We start from the raw sequence: 17,964 nt of genomic DNA, 5'->3' as shown, positions 1-17,964 counted from the left end.
GAGGCCTACGGGACTAGGACTGGTCTCCCGCATGCCTCCTTGCGAACCGCTCAGCTTACGCTGCGGTTCTTCTCACTCAGCGAGATCGCGGTTGGCGACTTCGCTTAGAATTCGTTGCAGCACCTGCTCGATCGAAAGATCCGTGGAATCCAGTTGAATCGCATCGGCTGCCGGCTTGAGCGGAGCCACTGCGCGCTGGATATCGCGCTCATCACGTGCACGAATCTCGTCGAGGAGACTCGCAAGATTAACATCATCGCCCTTGGCCTTCAACTGCAAGTAACGCCGCCGGGCGCGCTCTTCCGCGCTGGCGGTCAAGAACACTTTTAACGGCGCCTCTGGAAACACCACGGTGCCCATGTCCCGACCATCGGCCACCAAGCCCGGCATCTCCAGGAAGGCCCGCTGACGCTGCAACAACGCCTCGCGCACAGCCGGAAGCGCGGCGACCTGGGAGGCGCCCGCACCGATCTGCTCATTACGGATGGCGTCAGTCACTTCCTCGCCCTCCAGAATAATTCGTTGACCCTGGCCATCAGCGACCGCAACGAATTGCACATCCAGATGAGCGGCGAGCACTTTCATTGCCTCTTCGTTGGTCAGGTCGACGCCATGATTACGCGCGGCAAACGCCAGCAGACGATATAGCGCCCCTGAGTCGAGCAGACACCAACCCAACCGCTGAGCCAGCAGCCCGGCCACGGTGCCTTTGCCCGACCCGCTCGGCCCATCGATGGTGATTACCGGCGCCTGGACAGTCATGACTTAGCCTCCTCGCCGACCCGAATACCGACCTGACCGGCCAAGGCGAGAAAATTCGGGAAGGAGGTCGCGACGTTGGCGCAATCATGGATCCGAATCGGCGCTGTAGCGCGCAACGAAGCCACGCTAAAGGCCATGGCGATACGGTGATCGCCGTGGCTGTGCACCTCGCCGCCACCGATGCTGCTGCCCTCGATGATGATGCCATCGGGTGTCGGCTCGGCCCTGACGCCCAGCGCCCGCAAGCCGTCGGCCATGACCTGAATACGGTCCGACTCCTTGACCCGCAGCTCTTCGGCGCCGCGCAGCACGGTGCGACCTTCGGCGCAGGCGGCCGCGACAAACAACACCGGAAACTCGTCGATCGCCAATGGCACCAGGTCTTCTGGAATATCGATGCCCTTGAGCTTGGCCGAGCGCACACGAATGTCCGCCACTGGCTCGCCGCCGACTTCGCGCTGGTTTTCCAGACTGATATCGCCGCCCATCAACTTGAGGATGTCGATGACGCCAGTGCGGGTCGGATTGACGCCGACATGCTCAAGCAGCAGCTCCGAGCCTTCGGCAATACTTGCCGCGACCAGGAAGAATGCCGCCGAGGAGATATCCGCTGGCACCTCGATATGCGTCGCCGTCAGCTTGTGCCCGGATTCAACGGTCGCGGCCTTGCCCTCGACTGCTACCGGATAACCAAAGCCGCGCAGCATACGCTCGGTATGATCGCGAGTCGGCGCCGGCTCAATCACCGTGGTGGTACCGGCCGCATAGAGTCCGGCGAGCAACAGGCTGGACTTCACCTGGGCGCTGGCCATCGGCATTTCATAGGTCATGCCGCCCAAGCGGCGACCACCGCGAATAGTCAGCGGCGGACGCCCCTCGGCGGCCGTCTCGATCAACGCCCCCATGGCACGCAGCGGCTTGGCCACACGATTCATCGGCCGCTTGGTCAGCGAAGCGTCGCCGGTCAGGGTGGTGTCGAACGATTGCGCCGCCAGCAAGCCAGAGAGCAGGCGCATGGAGGTGCCCGAATTACCCAGGTAGATCGGCCCAGGTGGCGGCTGCAAGCCATGCAGACCAACCCCGTGAATGGTCACACGACCATGGTGCGGGCCTTCGATGACCACCCCCATGTCGCGGAATGCCTGCAGGGTCGCCAGGGCATCTTCGCCCTCGAGAAAGCCCTCGACCTCGGTCGTGCCTTCGGCCAGCGAACCGAGCATGATCGAGCGGTGAGAAATGGATTTGTCGCCCGGAACGCGAATTCGTCCAGAAAGCGTGCCACCGGGATTAGCCAGGAAAATCAGATCATTCGAGTGCATAGCGTCCACATAGGCCCTACGGGCTAAAATTTTGCTGAAATGCTCGCGAGCCACGCGGGCGCGGGTGAACACGCCCAACAGTTGATGCCCGTCCCCTGCGTCGACCGCATCACGCAATGCGTCGAGGTCGGCGCGAAATACATCCAGGTTGCGCAGCACCGCCTCGCGATTCGCGAGAAAGATGTCGTGCCACATCACCGGGTCGCTGCCGGCAATCCGCGTAAAATCGCGAAAGCCCCCGGCTGCATAGCGAAATATTTCCAGATTCTCGCCGCGCTTGGCCAACGAGTCGACCAGACCGAACGCCAATAGATGCGGCAGATGGCTGGTCGCGGCGAGCACATGATCATGATGCTCGACTTGCATCTGCTCGACATCCGCCCCCAGCTCACGCCAGAGACGATCGACCAGCTGCACGGCCTGCGCATCGGTTTGCTGCAGCGGCGTCAGAATCACTTTGTGCCGGCGGAACAGTTCGACATTGGCTGCCTCGACCCCACTCTGTTCGGACCCGGCAATCGGGTGACCCGGCACGAAACGCGCCGGCATCTCGCCAAAGGCCACACGAGCGGCACGCACCACATTGCCCTTGGCGCTGCCGACATCGGTCAGCACGGCCGCACCCAAATCAAGTTTGGCCAGCTCACCCAGCAGCTTTTCCATCGCCAGGATAGGCACCGCCAGCTGAATCACCTCGGCGCCCTGACAGGCGATAGCCAGATGCTCCTCACAGCGATCGACAACACCCAGCTCGACGGCCAGGCGACGCGACTGCGGATCGAGATCGACGCCCACCACCTCACGACAGACGCCGCGCTCACGCAGACCCTTGGCGAAAGAGCCGCCGATCAGCCCGAGACCGACCACCACCAGGCGACCGATTATCGGAGCATTGGATTGCACCTTATTGACGGCTGCAGCCTTCAACTCACTCACGCGTCGAGCACCTTGGCCAACGCCTCGAGGAAGCGGGCATTCTCTTCCGGCAAGCCAATGGACACTCGCAGGTGATGCGGCATACCGTAATTGGCGACTGGACGCACGATTACCCCCTCGCGCAGCAGGGCCTGGTAAAGCGGCATGGATTCACGCCCCAGGTCGACGGCGATGAAATTGCCCTTCGATGGAATCCAGCTCAAGCCCATCGCCTGGAAACCTTCCTGCAGTTGCGCCATACCGGCATCGTTGACCCGGCGACTGTGCGCCAGGTACTCGGTATCACTCAGCGCCGCACAGGCCGCAGCCAACGCCAGGCTGTTGACGTTGAACGGCTGACGCACGCGATTCAGCACATCGGCGACCGCCGCCGAGCTGATCCCATAACCCACACGCAGCGCGGCCAGACCGTAAGCCTTGGAGAAGGTGCGCGAGACCAGCAGATTCGGGTATTGACTCAGGTAATCGAGGCCGTCCGGCAACTCGTCGCCTTCGGCGTACTCGATGTAGGCCTCGTCCAGCACCACCAGCACGCGCTCCGGCACCCGCGCGAGAAAATCGCTCAGCGCCTGCGGGCCAAACCAGGTACCGGTAGGGTTGTTGGGGTTGGCAACGAAGAGCACGCGGGTGTTCTCATCGATGGCCGCGAGCATGCCATCCAGGTCATGGCCGTAATCTTTGGCCGGCACCGCCTTACCCTGCGCACCGACCGCCTGAGTGGCGATCGGATATACGGCAAAGGCATGCTCACTGAACACCGCGTTCAAGCCCGGCGCCAGGTAGGCGCGAGCGACCAACTCGAGGATGTCATTGGAGCCGTTGCCCAGAGTGACCTGATTCAGCGCTACGCCGCAGTGCGCCGCCAACTGGCGCTTCAGGGCGAAACCATTACCGTCGGGGTAACGCGTCAGTTCAGCCAGTTCGGCGCTAATCGCCTCCAGCACCCGGGGACTCGGCCCCAGCGGGTTCTCGTTACTGGCCAGCTTGACGATGCTCGTCGGATCGAGATCCAGTTCGCGAGCCAACTCGTCCACCGGCTTGCCCGGTACATAGGGCGACAGCTTTTGCACGCCTGGCTGGGCCAGGCCGAGGAAATCACAGCTCATTACTTGCCTCTTGTTGATCCGTCCCACTCACGCGGCGCGCCCGCCCTCTCACACCCGCAGCCTGATTACCCCAGGCTAACGGGCAGGCAATCTACAGAACCGCCTTGGGATAGGAACCCAGCACCTTGAGCGCCACGGCTTCCTGGTTAATCTTTTCAAGCACGTCCTTGATCAGCGGATCGCGATGATGCCCAACGAAGTCGATGAAGAATACGTAGGTCCACTTGCCACTGCGCGAGGGACGGGTTTCGATGCGGGTCAGGTCGATACCATTGTGATGGAACGGCACCAGCAGTTCATGCAAGGCGCCGGGCTTGTTGCTCATCGACACGATGATCGAGGTCTTGTCGTCGCCGGTCGGTGGCACTTCCTGGCTGCCGATGATCAAGAAGCGCGTGGAGTTATCCGGGCGGTCTTCGATTTTCTCGGCCAGTTTAGTCAGACCATAGAGATTCGCCGCCATATCACCGGCAATCGCCGCCGAATTCCACTCACCCTTCACCCGTTTGGCCGCATCCGCATTGCTCGACACCGCGACCCGCTCGACATTCGGGTAATGCGCATCCAGCCACTTGCGGCACTGGGCCAACGACTGCGCGTGCGAATAAATCCGCGTAATCCTGTCGGTCTTGGTGGTTTCGCCGACCAACAGATGGTGGTGAATGCGCAATTCGACCTCACCACAGATCACCATGTCGTGCTCGAGGAAGCTGTCGAGGGTATGGTTGATCGCGCCCTCGGTAGAGTTTTCCACCGGCACCACACCGAAGTTGACTGCACCGGCAGCCACCTCGCGGAATACTTCGTCGATCGCCGCCATAGGCACACTTATCACCGCGTGGCCGAAGTGCTTCATCGCCGCCGCCTGGGAGAAGGTGCCCTCCGGACCGAGGTAGGCGACCTTGAGCGGGTTTTCCAGGGCCAGGCATGAGGACATGATTTCGCGGAACAAGCGCGCCATTTCCTCGTTGTCCAGCGGCCCCTGATTGCGCTGCATGATGCGCTTGAGCACCTCGGCCTCGCGCTCCGGACGGTAGAACACCGGTTTCTCGCCTTCCGGCAGCGCCTTCATCTTGACCCGCGCCACCTCTTCGGCGCAACGCGCACGGTCACTGATCAGCTCAAGGATTTTCTCATCGAGATTATCAATGCGCAGACGCAGGGCCTGCAGTTCTTGCTCGGACATCAGCCGTGCTCCTTCTCGAACTCCGCCATGTAGGCCACCAGGGCCTGCACCGCGTCGAGACCTACCGCGTTATAGATGGATGCGCGCATACCGCCAACCGAGCGATGGCCCTTGAGGTTGAGCAGACCACGGGCGTCGGCGCCCGCGAGGAACGGCTGGTCCAAACGCTCATCGGCCAAACGAAACGGCACGTTCATCCAGGAGCGGGCATTCTTGGCGATTGGGTTGCTGTACAGCTCGCTGCTGTCGATGGCGCCGTACAGCAGCTCCTTCTTGGCGCGATTACGCTGCTCCATGACTTCAACACCGCCCAACTCCTTCAGCCACTCGAAGACCAGGCCGGAGAGGTACCAGGAGAAGGTCGCCGGGGTGTTGTACATCGAGCCGTTGTCGGCGGCGATCTTGTAGTTGAGCATGGTGGGGCAGGCGCTGCGGGCACGTCCGAGCAGGTCTTCGCGGACAATCACCACCACTAGACCACTGGGGCCGATGTTCTTCTGCGCACCGGCGTAGATCAGACCGAATTTCGACACATCGAGGGGGCGCGAAAGGATGTCCGAGGACATGTCCGCCACCAACGGCACGTCGCCGACCTCGGGAACCCAGTCAAACTCCAGGCCGCCAATGGTTTCATTGCTGGCGTAGTGCAGGTAGGCGGCATCTTTCGACAGCTGCCACTCGTTCTGCCCGGGAATAGCAAAATAGTCGTAGGGTTTAGCGCTGGCGGCGACGTTGATGTTGCCGTAGCGGCGAGCCTCGTCGATGCTTTTCTTCGACCAGATACCGGTGTCGATGTAGTCGGCGACGCCGTCTTCCGGCAACAGGTTCAGCGGAATCTCGGCGAACTGCTGACTGGCACCGCCCTGCAGGAACAGCACCTTATAGTCGGAGGGAATGGCGAGCAGGTCACGCAGATCCTGCTCAGCCTTGCTGGCAATTGCCATGTACTCGTCGCTGCGGTGACTCATCTCCATCACCGACAGGCCTTTGCCCTGCCAGTCGAGGAGCTCCGCCTGGGCGCGTTGCAGAACAGCTTCAGGAAGCGCGGCAGGGCCGGCGCAGAAGTTAAAGGCTCGCTTGCTCACATCCACTCTCGCTCAAATGTTGGACGGACCACCGGCTCACGGCATGCCCGTCGAATCCTACAGTGCAGCGAGCGAGGCCGAAGCGGCCCCGGCCCCGCTCAGACGCGTCACTCCTGGTCGACCGGACTGTCGTCCGCCAGGTCGTCCAGCGCCTCGCCTGCAATCTCTTCGCCAGCAGCCTCTTCGCCTTCCAGTTCATCGTCCTCGACTTCGGACGGTTCCTGCACACGCTCAAGACCTACCAGCTTTTCATCCTTGGCCAGCTTGATCAGGGTCACCCCCTGGGTATTGCGACCCAGGCTGGAGACCTCGCCAACACGGGTCCGCACCAAGGTACCCTGGTCGGAAATCAGCATGATTTCCTCGCCATCGAGCACCTGTACGGCGCCGACCAGCTTGCCATTGCGCTCGTTGCTGACCATGGCAATCACGCCCTGGCCGCCGCGTTTGTATTCCGGGAACTCGGAGATTGCAGTGCGCTTGCCGTAACCACGCTCGGATGCGGTGAGGATCTCGCTGCCCTCCTCCGGAATCAGCATGGAAATCAGCTTCTGACCTTCCGGCAGACGCATGCCGCGCACACCGCGAGCGGTACGACCCATGGCACGCACGTCGGTCTCCTTGAAGCGCGTGACCTTGCCGCCATCGGAGAACAGCATGACTTCGCGACTGCCATCGGTGATGGAGGCGGAAATCAGTGTGTCACCTTCATCCAGCTCCAGGGCAATCAGGCCCACGCTACGCTGACGACTGAACTGCTCCAGCGGAGTTTTCTTCACGGTACCGCCAGCGGTCGCCATAAAGATGAAGTGACCCTCGGTGTATTCCTCTACCGGCAGCATGGTGGTGATGAACTCACCTTCGCTCAGCGGCAGCAAATTGACCAGCGGACGGCCGCGAGCGGCGCGCGAGGCCTCCGGAATCTCATAGGTCTTCATCCAGTACACCTTGCCCTTGCTGGAGAACAGCAACAGCGTGGTGTGGCTATTGGCGACCAACAGGTGAGCGATGTAGTCCTCATCCTTGATGCCGGTCGCCGACTTGCCTTTACCGCCACGGCGCTGCGCCTGATAGGCGGCCAAGGGTTGTGACTTGGCGTAACCAGTGTGGGAGATGGTCACCACACGTTCTTCTTCGGTGATCAAGTCACCCAGGGTCAGGTCCAGGCGGGCATCGAGAATCTCGGTGCGACGAACGTCGCCGAACTCGGCCTTGATGCCTTCCAGCTCCTCGCGAATGACTTCCATCAGACGCACGGCACTGGTGAGGATGCGAATCAGCTCGCCAATCTGATTGAGAATTTCCTGGTATTCACCCAGCAGCTTCTCATGCTCCAGACCGGTCAAACGGTGCAGACGCAGATCGAGAATGGCCTGGGCCTGCTCAGGCGAGAGGAAGTACTTGCCATCGCGCAGGCCAAATTCCGGCGCGAGACCCTCCGGACGGCAGGCATCGGCGCCAGCACGCTCGACCATGGCTTCCACTGCAGTGGATTCCCACGGTGTGGCGATCAGCGACGCCTTGGCTTCCGCTGGACTTGGCGAGGCCTTGATCACGGCGATCACCGGATCGATGTTGGACAATGCAACCGCTTGCCCTTCGAGGATATGCCCACGCTCACGTGCCTTGCGCAGCTCGAACACGGTACGCCGGGTTACTACTTCGCGGCGATGCAGGACAAAGGCTTCGAGCATGTCCTTGAGGTTGAGAATCTTCGGCTGGCCGTCGATCAAGGCCACCACGTTGATGCCGAACACGCTCTGCATCTGGGTTTGTGCGTAGAGGTTATTGAGGATCACCTCCGGCACTTCACCGCGACGCAGCTCGATGACGATACGCATACCGTCCTTGTCCGACTCGTCGCGCAGCTCGGTGATACCCTCGAGCTTCTTCTCTTTCACCAGCTCGGCGATCTTCTCGATCAACCGCGCCTTGTTCAACTGGTACGGCAGCTCGGTGACGACGATCTGCTGACGGCCGCCGACCTTGTCGATATCTTCGAACGTGGCGCGAGCGCGGATATGGATACGCCCACGCCCGGTGCGGTAGGCCTCGATGATGCCGGCACGGCCGTTGATGATCGCGGCAGTCGGGAAGTCCGGGCCGGGGATGTACTGCATCAGCTCATCGACGCTCAACTCGGGATTGTCGATCAGCGCCAGGCAGCCATCGATCACCTCGGAAAGGTTGTGCGGCGGAATATTGGTGGCCATGCCCACGGCGATGCCGCTGGAGCCGTTGACCAGCAGGTTGGGCACCTTGGTCGGCATGACTGCGGGAATCATCTCGGTGCCGTCGTAGTTCGGCACCCAGTCCACGGTTTCCTTGTGCAGGTCCGCCAGCAGCTCATGAGCCAGCTTGGTCATGCGCACTTCGGTGTATCGCATGGCGGCGGCGTTGTCGCCATCCACCGAACCGAAGTTGCCCTGGCCATCGACCAACAGATAACGCAGGGAGAACGGCTGCGCCATGCGCACGATGGTGTCGTACACCGCAGTATCACCATGCGGGTGGTACTTACCGATCACGTCACCGACCACACGGGCGGACTTCTTGTACGGCTTGTTCCAGTCGTTGCCCAGCTCGCTCATTGCGAAGAGTACGCGGCGGTGCACGGGCTTCAAGCCATCACGCGCGTCCGGCAAAGCACGCCCGACGATTACGCTCATCGCGTAATCGAGGTAGGACTGCTTCAATTCGTCTTCGATATTGACCGGGAGGATTTCTTTGGCCAGTTCGCCCATGAGTAGCCTGCTTCCTTTTTTCTAGTGAAGCTCCGCACCATCCATCCTGAACGAGGCGAAGCTCGCCGCTGCGGCTCAAGGCCGGCAACGACGCACGACAAATCAATGAGTTATGCCATGTATCCGCGCAGATAAGGCGACCGCATTTGGCACCCTTGAAAACCGCCGGAGCTTACCACAATCGACGCCCTACACCTATCCCCGAGCGCAGACCCACCGACCGTCAGCAAGCCGCCACGCACGGCCATCAATGCAAGCGCTTGCGGCACATCAACCGAGCCATTTTCGCCGCATCGGGACGTTCAACCACGCCTTTCTCGGTCACGATGAAGTCGATCAGATCGGCCGGCGTCACATCGAACACTGGATTAACCGCCTCCACCCCCGCCGCCACCCGCTGACCATTGACCTCCAGCAGCTCGCGACCGTCACGCTCTTCAATGGGGATGTCATCGCCACTCTCCAGCGCCATGTCGATGGTCGAACTCGGCGCCACCACCATAAAACGCACCCCGTGGTGCATGGCGCTGACGGCCAGCTGGTAAGTGCCGATCTTGTTCGCCACATCGCCATTCGCGGCGATGCGGTCGGCACCGACAATGACCCAAGTAATACCCTTGGTTTTCATCAGGTGCGCAGCGGCCGAGTCGACATTCAGGCTCACCGGAATGCCTTCGTTGGCCAGCTCCCAGGCAGTCAGACGCGAACCCTGCAGCCAGGGACGGGTTTCGTCGGCGTAGACACGCTCTACCAGGCCTTCCAGATAAGCAGCGCGGATCACCCCCAGCGCCGTGCCAAAACCGCCAGTGGCCAGCGCCCCGGTATTGCAGTGGGTCAGCAGGTTTTGCGGATTGCCTTGATGCTTGCGAATCAGCTCGACACCGAGCTGAGCCATGGTCAGGTTGGCTTCACGATCGCTCTGGTGGATGCCCAGCGCCTCGGCCTCCAGCACCGGCAGCGGACATTCACCCTCTCTTAGGCGATCCAGACGCTCGCGCATGCGATTAAGCGCCCAGAATAGATTGACCGCGGTCGGACGAGACTCTGCCAGCACCTGAAAATCCGCCTCCAACGCCGCCCGCCAATCGCCGCCTGCGGCCACTCGCGCCTGCGCACCGAGCAACAACCCATAGGCGGCGCTAATGCCGATGGCCGGCGCCCCGCGCACCACCATGCTACGAATGGCCTCGGCCACGGCGGCGGCACTGTCGTAGCTCTGCCAGATTTCCTGCAGAGGCAGCAGGCGTTGATCCAACAGATGCAAAACGCCCTCACGCCATTCGATGGCCTGAACCTTCTCCGCCGCCAGCAATCGCTCGCGCATGACCTACCTCACAGTCCCAAACAAACAGCCGGCAATTATACGCACAAGCACAACAAACAGGCTGAACCGCTGCCCGAGGGCTTGTGCGCAGCGCTACCCACTCGCAGCACTGGATGCACCTCGCACAACACCCTCCTAGCAACCAGTAGACCCCGCACGCCCAGGATCGAGCGCCAGCCGCGTAGCGCCAAACAGCGTTTTCGGCTTCAAGCGCATAGCGTTCCCCTATAAACTCGCCCCTTTCAGACAGCCGGATGCCCCACCATGCCCGAAGCCCCACTCGACCTTCTCCTGCTCCCCACCTGGCTGGTGCCAGTCGAGCCCGCCGGAGTGGTGCTGCTTGAGCACGGTCTGGGTATTCGCGATGGACGCATAGTGCTGATCGCACCGCGCGCCGAGGCGCTTAAACACCAGGCCCTGGACGTACGCGAACTGCCGGGTCACGTGCTGACCCCAGGACTGGTCAATGCCCACGGCCATGCCGCAATGACACTCTTTCGTGGCCTGGCCGACGACCTGCCACTGATGACCTGGCTGCAACAACATATCTGGCCGGCCGAGGCCAAGTGGGTGGATGAGACCTTTGTTCAGGACGGCACCGAGCTGGCCATCGCCGAGCAACTGAAGGGGGGCATCACCTGCTTCTCGGACATGTACTTCTTTCCGGAGCTGGCCAGTGAGCAGGTGCACAAGAGCGGTATCCGCGCGCAAATCACCATTCCGGTACTGGACTTCCCCATCCCCGGCGCCCGCGACGCCGACGAGGCGCTGCGCAAAGGCCTGGCACTGTTCGATGACCTCAAGCACCACCCCCGCCTGAAGATTGCCTTCGGCCCCCACGCCCCCTATACCGTGAGCGACGACAAGCTGGAAAACATCCGCATGCTCGCCGAAGAGCTGGATGCCGGCATTCATATGCACGTACAGGAAACGGCTTTCGAAGTTCAGCAGAGCCTGGAACATCGCGGCGAACGGCCACTGGCGCGGCTTGCCCGCCTCGGCCTGCTCGGCCCGCGCTTCCAGGCCGTACACATGACCCAGGTCGACGAAGACGACCTAGCCCTGCTGGTCGCCAGCAATACCAGCGTCATTCACTGCCCGGAATCCAACCTCAAGCTGGCCAGCGGCTTCTGTCCGGTGGAAAAACTCTGGCAGGCAGGTGTCAACGTCGCCATCGGCACCGACGGCGCAGCCAGCAACAACGATCTGGATTTGCTCGGCGAGATCCGCACCGCGGCCCTTCTGGCCAAGGCCGTCGCCGGTTCGGCCACCGCCCTGGATGCCCACCGCGCATTGCGCATGGCCACCTTGAATGGCGCACGCGCCCTGGGCCTGGACGAGCAGATCGGCTCACTGGAACTGGGCAAGGCCGCCGACCTGGCGGCCTTCGACCTCTCCGGTCTGGCGCAACAACCGGTCTACGACCCCGTCTCGCAGCTGATCTATACCAATAGCCGGGCCTGCGTGACGCATGCCTGGGTGGGCGGCAAACTGTTGCTCGAAGCCGGTAAACTGACTCGCTTGGACGAGCAACGGATCATCGCCAACGCTCGCGCCTGGGGAGCAAAGATCACCGGCAAAGGCTAACAGGCCGGGAGTCGGACTGACGCGCCCCGCACCACGGACGCGCCGGCAGCATGCCCCAACTGCGACAAACTGACATACATTGGCTCGCCCACTGGCGCCCACTCCACACTGTGAAACTGGCAACATGAGCGCTTCAAGCCTCAGGCTTCCCGCTTACAGTTTTATCCAGGGAAAAATATGAGCAACGTCGATCACGCCGAAATCGCCAAATTCGAAGCCCTCGCCCACCGCTGGTGGGATCGCGAAAGCGAATTCAAACCCCTGCACGACATCAACCCGCTACGAGTCAACTGGATTGACCAACGCGTCAGCCTGGCCGGTAAAAAAGTGCTCGACGTCGGCTGTGGCGGCGGCATCCTCAGCGAAGCCATGGCGCAACGAGGCGCCACGGTCACCGGCATCGACATGGGCGAAGCACCGCTGGCCGTGGCCCAACTGCACCAGCTGGAATCCGGCGTCACGGTCGAGTACCGGAAGATCACGGCCGAAGCCCTGGCAGCGGAAATGCCGGAGCAGTTTGATGTGGTCACCTGCCTGGAAATGCTCGAGCACGTGCCGGACCCCGCCTCGGTGATCCGCGCCTGTCACGCCATGGTCAAGCCTGGCGGCCAGGTGTTCTTTTCCACCATCAACCGCAATCCCAAGGCCTATCTGTTTGCCGTAATCGGCGCGGAATACCTGCTGAATCTATTGCCACGCGGCACCCATGACTTCAAGAAATTCATTCGCCCCTCCGAACTGGGCGCCTGGAGTCGCGCCGCGGGCCTGCACGTCAAAGACATCATCGGCCTGACCTACAACCCGCTGACCAAGCACTACAAGCTGGAAGCAGATGTCGACGTCAACTACATGATCCAAACGCTCAAGGAGGCCTAATGCGCTTACGCGCGGTTCTTTTCGATATGGACGGCACCCTGCTCGACAGTGCGCCGGACTTTATCGCCATCTGTCAGGCCATGCGCGCCGAGCGCGGCCTGCCATCGATCGCTGACCACCTGATCCGCGATCAGGTCTCCGGCGGCGCTCGAGCCATGGTCGCCTGCACCTTTGCCATGGACCCGCAAGCCGAGCAGTTCGAGGCGTTACGCCTGGAGTTCCTGGAGCGTTACCAGTCTCACTGCGCCGTGCTGACGCGTCCGTTCGACGGTATCGAGCAGCTGCTCGCCGATATCGAACAGGCCAAACTGATCTGGGGCGTAGTCACCAACAAGCCGCTGCGCTATGCCGAGCCGATCATGCAACAACTGGGTCTGGCGGAACGCTCAGCCATACTGATCTGCCCGGATCATGTGACCAACAGCAAACCCGACCCAGAACCGATGATCCTGGCCTGCGCACAACTGGGCGTCGATCCGGCCAGCGTACTGTTCGTGGGCGACGACCTGCGCGACATCGAATCCGGTCGCGCTGCCGGCACCCGAACTGCCGCAGTCACCTACGGCTACATTCACCCAAACGACAACCCGAGAAACTGGGGCGCCGACGTGGTGGTCGACCATCCACTGGAACTGCGCGCGATACTCGACCAAGCGCTGTGCAGTTGCTGAGCTACGGCTATTCGTAGCGCCCAGGATGGCTGAGCCAGCCATTGCATCACCAGCGGCTGCCGTCGCGCCCGATAGCGAGTTACGCCGTTTCGCGGCGAGGCCGCCCTACCCACCAGAGAGACCGTGCCATGTTTGAATACTCCGCCCGCCCCGACCTGCTCAAGGATCGGGTGATTCTGATCACCGGCGCCGGCCGTGGAATTGGCGCCGCCGCCGCGCAAGCCTTTGCCGCCCATGGCGCGACCGTACTCCTGCTGGGCAAGACCGAGGAAAGTCTGAGCAAGGTCTACGACGCCATCGAGGCCGCCGGCCACCCTCAACCCGCGGTAATTCCCTTCAATCTGGAAACCGCGCTGCCGCACCAGTACGACGAACTCGCCGCCATGATCGAGAGCGAATTCGGCAAGCTGGACGGCTTGCTGCACAACGCCTCGATCATCGGCCCGCGTACGCCACTGGAGCAGCTCTCCGGCGATAACTTCATGCGCGTGATGCAGGTCAACGTCAACGCCATGTTCATGCTCACCAGCACCCTGCTGCCGCTGCTGAAACTCTCGACAGACGCCTCGGTGGTATTCACCTCCAGCAGCGTGGGTCGCAAGGGCCGCGCTTATTGGGGCGCCTATGCGGTCTCCAAGTTCGCCACCGAGGGCCTGATGCAGGTGCTGGCCGATGAAGTCGACGGCATCACCACGGTTCGTGCCAACAGCGTCAATCCAGGCGCGACCCGAACCGACATGCGCGCCCAGGCTTATCCAGGGGAAAACCCGGCGAGCAACCCGTCCCCCGAGGTGATCATGCCGGTTTACCTGTACCTGATGGGACCCGACAGTAACGGCGTCAACGGCCAAGCGTTTGACGCCCAATAAGCACAGCGACCCGCGCAGCAACCCCCTATCAAAAAATTGACGCCCCGTGCCTCGGGCCGGCAACAGATTGCCGGCCTGCGCGCCAAGCAAACGGCTAGCAAGTGGCAAATACTGGCCACTTGCCGCCACACAACCCTCGTAAGTGACTGACTTCACATAAATTTTCAGAAAGCTGAACCCTTTGGCACGAAACTCGCTCTAACCCCGCAGTAGTCGTGCTAACGCGCCAGAGGTTCAGCGTTTATGGTCCCCCCTAGCCAGAACAACACCATCGATTTCGATGCAGCCAAACTGCAGCGCCTGGGCTTCCCCGGCAACCGCACGCAATCGCTGCGTCCGGTCAGCCTGGCCCAGTTGCGCCAACAGCTCAGCATGCAATTGCAGACCAGCCTGGATGTCGAACGCATCCTCAGCCTGTTCTTCAGCGCAGTGCAGCGCCTGGTGCCACTGGATGCTCTGGCCTACCAGCACCAGACCAGCGACCTGCGCCTGGAGCTGGGCGAGCGCGCCAGTCACTCGGCCACCTATCGCCTCAGCCACGAGGGCGAATACCTCGGCGAGCTGATTTTCCGCCGTAAACGACGCTTTACCGACGCAGAACTTGCTCAACTGGAATCCCTGCTCGCCAGCCTGCTGTTCCCACTGCGTAACGCGCTGCTCTATCGCAACGCGGTGCAAAGCGCCCTGCGCGACCCACTGACCAACACCGGCAACCGCATCGCCATGGATCAAGCCCTTGAGCGCGAAGTCGAACTGGCTCGACGCAACCTCATGCCACTGTCCTTGCTGATGCTCGATCTCGACCACTTCAAGCAGGTCAACGACAACCACGGCCACAGCGTTGGCGACGAGGTGCTAAAAGCCGTCGCCACCACCCTGAAGAGCCAGCTGCGTAATGTCGACATGGTCTTCCGCTATGGCGGGGAAGAGTTTCTCGTACTCCTCTCGGGCACCTGCCGCGAAGCGGCGAGCATGGTCGGCGAGCGCCTGCGCCAGGCGGTAATGGAGCTGCAGTGCGTGGCCCAAGGTCAGCCAATAAAACTGTCAATCAGCCTTGGCTGCGCCCCCTTACTACCTGGCGAGTCGCCAGAAAGCCTACTGCAGCGTGCCGACGCGGCCCTTTATGCCGCCAAGCGTGACGGGCGCAACCGCCTGAGCGTGGCCAGTTAAAACAGTTGGATAACAAAAAGGGGGGCTCAACTGAGCCCCCCTTTCTTTATGCGTCTCGGCGGCCTACTAGCCAGCAAACGCCTGTCTTCCTGCGCCTACTGCGGCTTACGCTCACCGCGACCAGAGCCCGGGCGCTGGCCTTCCGCAGAGCTGCGACGCTTGACCGGTGTCGAAGCGGGTTTGCGCGCAGGGCGCTCAGATAGCTCGACACCCGGGCGCTGCTGCTTCGGCTTGGCCGGACGCTTCTTATTCATATCCTGCGGTCGCTCGGCAACTGCCGTGCCCTTTCCTTCACCGTCACGGCCTTGACCTGCTCGTGACGGACGCGGCGTGCGCACTGGGCGCTCAGCGTTTTCATCACGACTGGCACGTCCCGAACGCGCCTGTTCGCCGTCCTTCGGCCCGCCATGCGCCGGACGCAAGGTCCGCTGCGGACGCTCGCCACGACCAACCGGCTTGGCCGACTTACGCTGCAGTCGGTCGAGTTTGTCGCGGGTCTTTTCCTTCATATCCGGCAAGGCAACCGGCTTGAGGCCGACTTCCTCACTGAGGATATCCACCTCACGCTGGCTCATTTCACGCCAGCGGCCCATGGTCAGGTCCGAGGTGATGAACACCGGGCCGAAACGCACGCGCTTCAGGCGGCTAACGACCAAGCCCTGGGATTCCCACAAGCGGCGCACTTCACGGTTACGGCCTTCCATCACCACGCAGTGGTACCAATGGTTGAAGCCTTCGCCGCCGGGCGCTTCCTTGATATCGGTAAACTTGGCCGGGCCGTCTTCGAGCATGACGCCGGCTTTCAGGCGCTCGATCATCTCTTCGTCGACTTCACCGCGCACGCGCACCGCGTACTCACGGTCCATCTGGTAAGACGGGTGCATCAAACGGTTGGCCAGCTCACCGTCGGTGGTGAACATCAGCAGACCGGTGGTGTTGATGTCGAGGCGACCGATATTGATCCAGCGCCCTTCTTTCGGCCGTGGCAAGCGGTCGAACACGGTTGGACGACCTTCAGGGTCATCGCGGGTGCAGATCTCACCGTCCGGCTTGTTGTAGATCAGCACGCGGCGCACGTTCTCCGCGGCCTCTTCGCGCTTGAGCAGGCGACCATCGATGGCGATGGCATCATGCAGATCCACGCGCACGCCAAGGGTGGCGACCACGCCGTTGACCTTGACCCGACCTGAGCCGATCCAGGCTTCGACTTCACGGCGCGATGCCAAGCCCATGCGGGCCAGGACCTTCTGCAATTTTTCGCCGGCTGGACTGTATTCTTCGGATTCACTCATCTGGGCACCTCCCGGTGTTGCTCTAGTGATGGACGACGACGGAGCGTCGAAGGGGCGCGCATGATACGCGGATCGCCGATCCCCTGCACGGTTTGAGATTAGCGGCCGGGCAGCCACTCGTCAGCTTTTACGCCGAACGGTGACGAGCGATCCAGGCCGCTGCCGAGTTGCGCTTGACGGGCTGACTTCAAGCAGAGGGATGCAGGCTATACGGGAACCCACATACCCATAAATAGTGACCTTCATCAATCCCGGGTCAGTTCCTCGTCCACTTCCGCCACAGTCTGATCAATAGACTCATTTGCAGAGTCCAATTCGGCCAAATCATCGAAATCGGTCTTCAAGCCCTGCTCCATCGAGTCGAGCTCGGCCAACAAGCTGCTGAAGCTGGTTTCCTCGAGCCCGTCAGTGGCAGGTTCATCCGCAACCGCCAGATCGGCGCGCGCCTGCAGGCTGGCAGGCACTTGCGCATCCTCATCGAAGGCCAGCACGGGCTCGGGCTCCAGCTCTCGTAACGCCGCCAAGGGCGGCAGTTCATCGAGGCTCTTCAGGTTGAAATGGTCGAGGAATGCCTTGGTGGTGGCGAACATCGCCGGCTTGCCCGGCACGTCGCGGTAACCGACCACGCGAATCCACTCACGCTCCAGCATGGTTTTGACGATAGGGCTGTTGACCGCCACACCGCGAATATCCTCGATCTCGCCGCGGGTAATTGGCTGACGATAGGCAATCAGCGCCAGGGTCTCCAGCATCGCCCGCGAATAGCGCTGCGGACGCTCCTCCCACAACCGCCCGACCCAAGGCGAAAAACGCTCGCGCACCTGCAGGCGATAACCGGAGGCCACCTCTTTCAGCTCGAAGGCCCGCCCGTCACAGGACTTGCGCAGCAACTCCAAGGCTTTTTTGAAGACCGCAGATTCGGGGCGCTCCGCCTCTTCGAACAACTCGAACAAACGCTCCAGCGATTGCGGCTTGCCGGAAGCCAGCAAGAATGCCTCAAGCAGAGTCGCCAGTTCACGGGGATCAGTCAGGTTCAT

General features: G+C 61.8%; 14 protein-coding genes. 5 read left to right on the top strand and 9 right to left on the bottom strand.

The features are described from left to right. Positions 1–72: 72 nt before the first annotated feature. From cmk to mtnA, 7 genes are all read right to left on the bottom strand, one after another. Positions 73–762, bottom strand: coding sequence for a (d)CMP kinase (cmk, locus tag FBY03_RS07020; RefSeq protein WP_147171483.1), 690 nt, complete (start codon positions 760–762; stop codon positions 73–75). Then, entirely contained in the window at positions 759–2,966 is a 2,208-nt protein-coding gene (locus FBY03_RS07015; RefSeq protein WP_256677881.1) for a bifunctional prephenate dehydrogenase/3-phosphoshikimate 1-carboxyvinyltransferase, read from the bottom strand. Before FBY03_RS07015 ends, cmk begins: the two co-directional genes overlap by 4 nt. Positions 2,967–3,013: 47 nt before the next feature. After that, positions 3,014–4,123, bottom strand: coding sequence for a histidinol-phosphate transaminase (gene hisC, locus FBY03_RS07010; RefSeq protein WP_147171482.1), 1,110 nt, complete (start codon positions 4,121–4,123; stop codon positions 3,014–3,016). A gap of 91 nt (positions 4,124–4,214) precedes the next feature. After that, positions 4,215–5,309 carry a prephenate dehydratase gene (gene pheA / locus FBY03_RS07005; protein ID WP_147171481.1) on the bottom strand — a complete coding sequence of 365 codons (1,095 nt, stop codon included), beginning with the start codon at positions 5,307–5,309 and terminating at the stop codon, positions 4,215–4,217. Continuing rightward, positions 5,309–6,394 carry a 3-phosphoserine/phosphohydroxythreonine transaminase gene (gene serC / locus FBY03_RS07000; protein WP_147171480.1) on the bottom strand — a complete coding sequence of 362 codons (1,086 nt, stop codon included), beginning with the start codon at positions 6,392–6,394 and terminating at the stop codon, positions 5,309–5,311. Before serC ends, pheA begins: the two co-directional genes overlap by 1 nt. Positions 6,395–6,501: 107 nt before the next feature. After that, a complete protein-coding gene (gene gyrA, locus FBY03_RS06995) occupies positions 6,502–9,138 on the bottom strand; it encodes a DNA gyrase subunit A (protein WP_147171479.1) in 2,637 nt (878 codons plus the stop codon). A 247-nt stretch (positions 9,139–9,385) separates the two neighbouring features. Further along, positions 9,386–10,462: an S-methyl-5-thioribose-1-phosphate isomerase gene (mtnA, locus tag FBY03_RS06990; RefSeq protein ID WP_147171478.1), complete on the bottom strand. Its 1,077-nt coding sequence runs from the start codon at positions 10,460–10,462 to the stop codon at positions 9,386–9,388. A gap of 264 nt (positions 10,463–10,726) precedes the next feature. Between mtnA and FBY03_RS06985 the strand changes: the two genes are divergently transcribed. The 5 genes from FBY03_RS06985 to FBY03_RS06965 all read left to right on the top strand — a co-directional run bounded on the left by FBY03_RS06985 (position 10,727) and on the right by FBY03_RS06965 (position 15,635). Beyond that, positions 10,727–12,049: a TRZ/ATZ family hydrolase gene (locus FBY03_RS06985; RefSeq protein WP_147171477.1), complete on the top strand. Its 1,323-nt coding sequence runs from the start codon at positions 10,727–10,729 to the stop codon at positions 12,047–12,049. Positions 12,050–12,226: 177 nt separating this feature from the next. Continuing rightward, positions 12,227–12,925 (top strand): bifunctional 2-polyprenyl-6-hydroxyphenol methylase/3-demethylubiquinol 3-O-methyltransferase UbiG, encoded by a 699-nt coding sequence (ubiG, locus tag FBY03_RS06980; RefSeq protein ID WP_147171476.1) that lies wholly within the window; start codon positions 12,227–12,229, stop codon positions 12,923–12,925. Then, positions 12,925–13,596, top strand: coding sequence for an N-acetylmuramic acid 6-phosphate phosphatase MupP (mupP, locus tag FBY03_RS06975; protein ID WP_147171475.1), 672 nt, complete (start codon positions 12,925–12,927; stop codon positions 13,594–13,596). Before ubiG ends, mupP begins: the two co-directional genes overlap by 1 nt. A gap of 128 nt (positions 13,597–13,724) precedes the next feature. After that, positions 13,725–14,465 (top strand): YciK family oxidoreductase, encoded by a 741-nt coding sequence (locus FBY03_RS06970; protein ID WP_147171474.1) that lies wholly within the window; start codon positions 13,725–13,727, stop codon positions 14,463–14,465. 243 nt (positions 14,466–14,708) lie between these two features. Then, positions 14,709–15,635, top strand: coding sequence for a GGDEF domain-containing protein (locus tag FBY03_RS06965; protein WP_147171473.1), 927 nt, complete (start codon positions 14,709–14,711; stop codon positions 15,633–15,635). 95 nt (positions 15,636–15,730) lie between these two features. On the opposite strand, the gene rluB is transcribed toward FBY03_RS06965, so the two are convergent. Together rluB and scpB are read right to left on the bottom strand one after the other, a co-directional pair. Then, positions 15,731–16,927: a 23S rRNA pseudouridine(2605) synthase RluB gene (gene rluB, locus FBY03_RS06960; protein ID WP_147171472.1), complete on the bottom strand. Its 1,197-nt coding sequence runs from the start codon at positions 16,925–16,927 to the stop codon at positions 15,731–15,733. Between the two features lie 245 nt (positions 16,928–17,172). Then, the gene (scpB, locus tag FBY03_RS06955) at positions 17,173–17,964 is read right to left on the bottom strand and encodes an SMC-Scp complex subunit ScpB (protein ID WP_147171471.1); all 792 of its coding nucleotides are present in this window, start codon (positions 17,962–17,964) and stop codon (positions 17,173–17,175) included.

The sequence above is a fragment of the Pseudomonas sp. SJZ079 genome, from assembly GCF_007993865.1.
Lineage (GTDB): Bacteria > Pseudomonadota > Gammaproteobacteria > Pseudomonadales > Pseudomonadaceae > Aquipseudomonas.
The sequence above is the reverse complement of the archived record's forward strand: the minus strand, read 5'-3'. Positions and strand labels throughout refer to the sequence as shown.

Bases quoted from the DNA above. Each gene is read 5' to 3' on its own strand.
- ubiG (WP_147171476.1), top strand. From the start codon at position 12,227: ATGAGCAACGTCGATCACGCCGAAATCGCCAAATTCGAAGCCCTCGCC.
- mtnA (WP_147171478.1), bottom strand. From the start codon at position 10,462: ATGCGCGAGCGATTGCTGGCGGCGGAGAAGGTTCAGGCCATCGAATGG.
- mupP (WP_147171475.1), top strand. From the start codon at position 12,925: ATGCGCTTACGCGCGGTTCTTTTCGATATGGACGGCACCCTGCTCGAC.
- FBY03_RS06985 (WP_147171477.1), top strand. From the start codon at position 10,727: ATGCCCGAAGCCCCACTCGACCTTCTCCTGCTCCCCACCTGGCTGGTG.
- FBY03_RS06970 (WP_147171474.1), top strand. From the start codon at position 13,725: ATGTTTGAATACTCCGCCCGCCCCGACCTGCTCAAGGATCGGGTGATT.
- hisC (WP_147171482.1), bottom strand. From the start codon at position 4,123: ATGAGCTGTGATTTCCTCGGCCTGGCCCAGCCAGGCGTGCAAAAGCTG.
- pheA (WP_147171481.1), bottom strand. From the start codon at position 5,309: ATGTCCGAGCAAGAACTGCAGGCCCTGCGTCTGCGCATTGATAATCTC.
- FBY03_RS06965 (WP_147171473.1), top strand. From the start codon at position 14,709: ATGGTCCCCCCTAGCCAGAACAACACCATCGATTTCGATGCAGCCAAA.
- scpB (WP_147171471.1), bottom strand. From the start codon at position 17,964: ATGAACCTGACTGATCCCCGTGAACTGGCGACTCTGCTTGAGGCATTC.
- cmk (WP_147171483.1), bottom strand. From the start codon at position 762: ATGACTGTCCAGGCGCCGGTAATCACCATCGATGGGCCGAGCGGGTCG.
- rluB (WP_147171472.1), bottom strand. From the start codon at position 16,927: ATGAGTGAATCCGAAGAATACAGTCCAGCCGGCGAAAAATTGCAGAAG.
- gyrA (WP_147171479.1), bottom strand. From the start codon at position 9,138: ATGGGCGAACTGGCCAAAGAAATCCTCCCGGTCAATATCGAAGACGAA.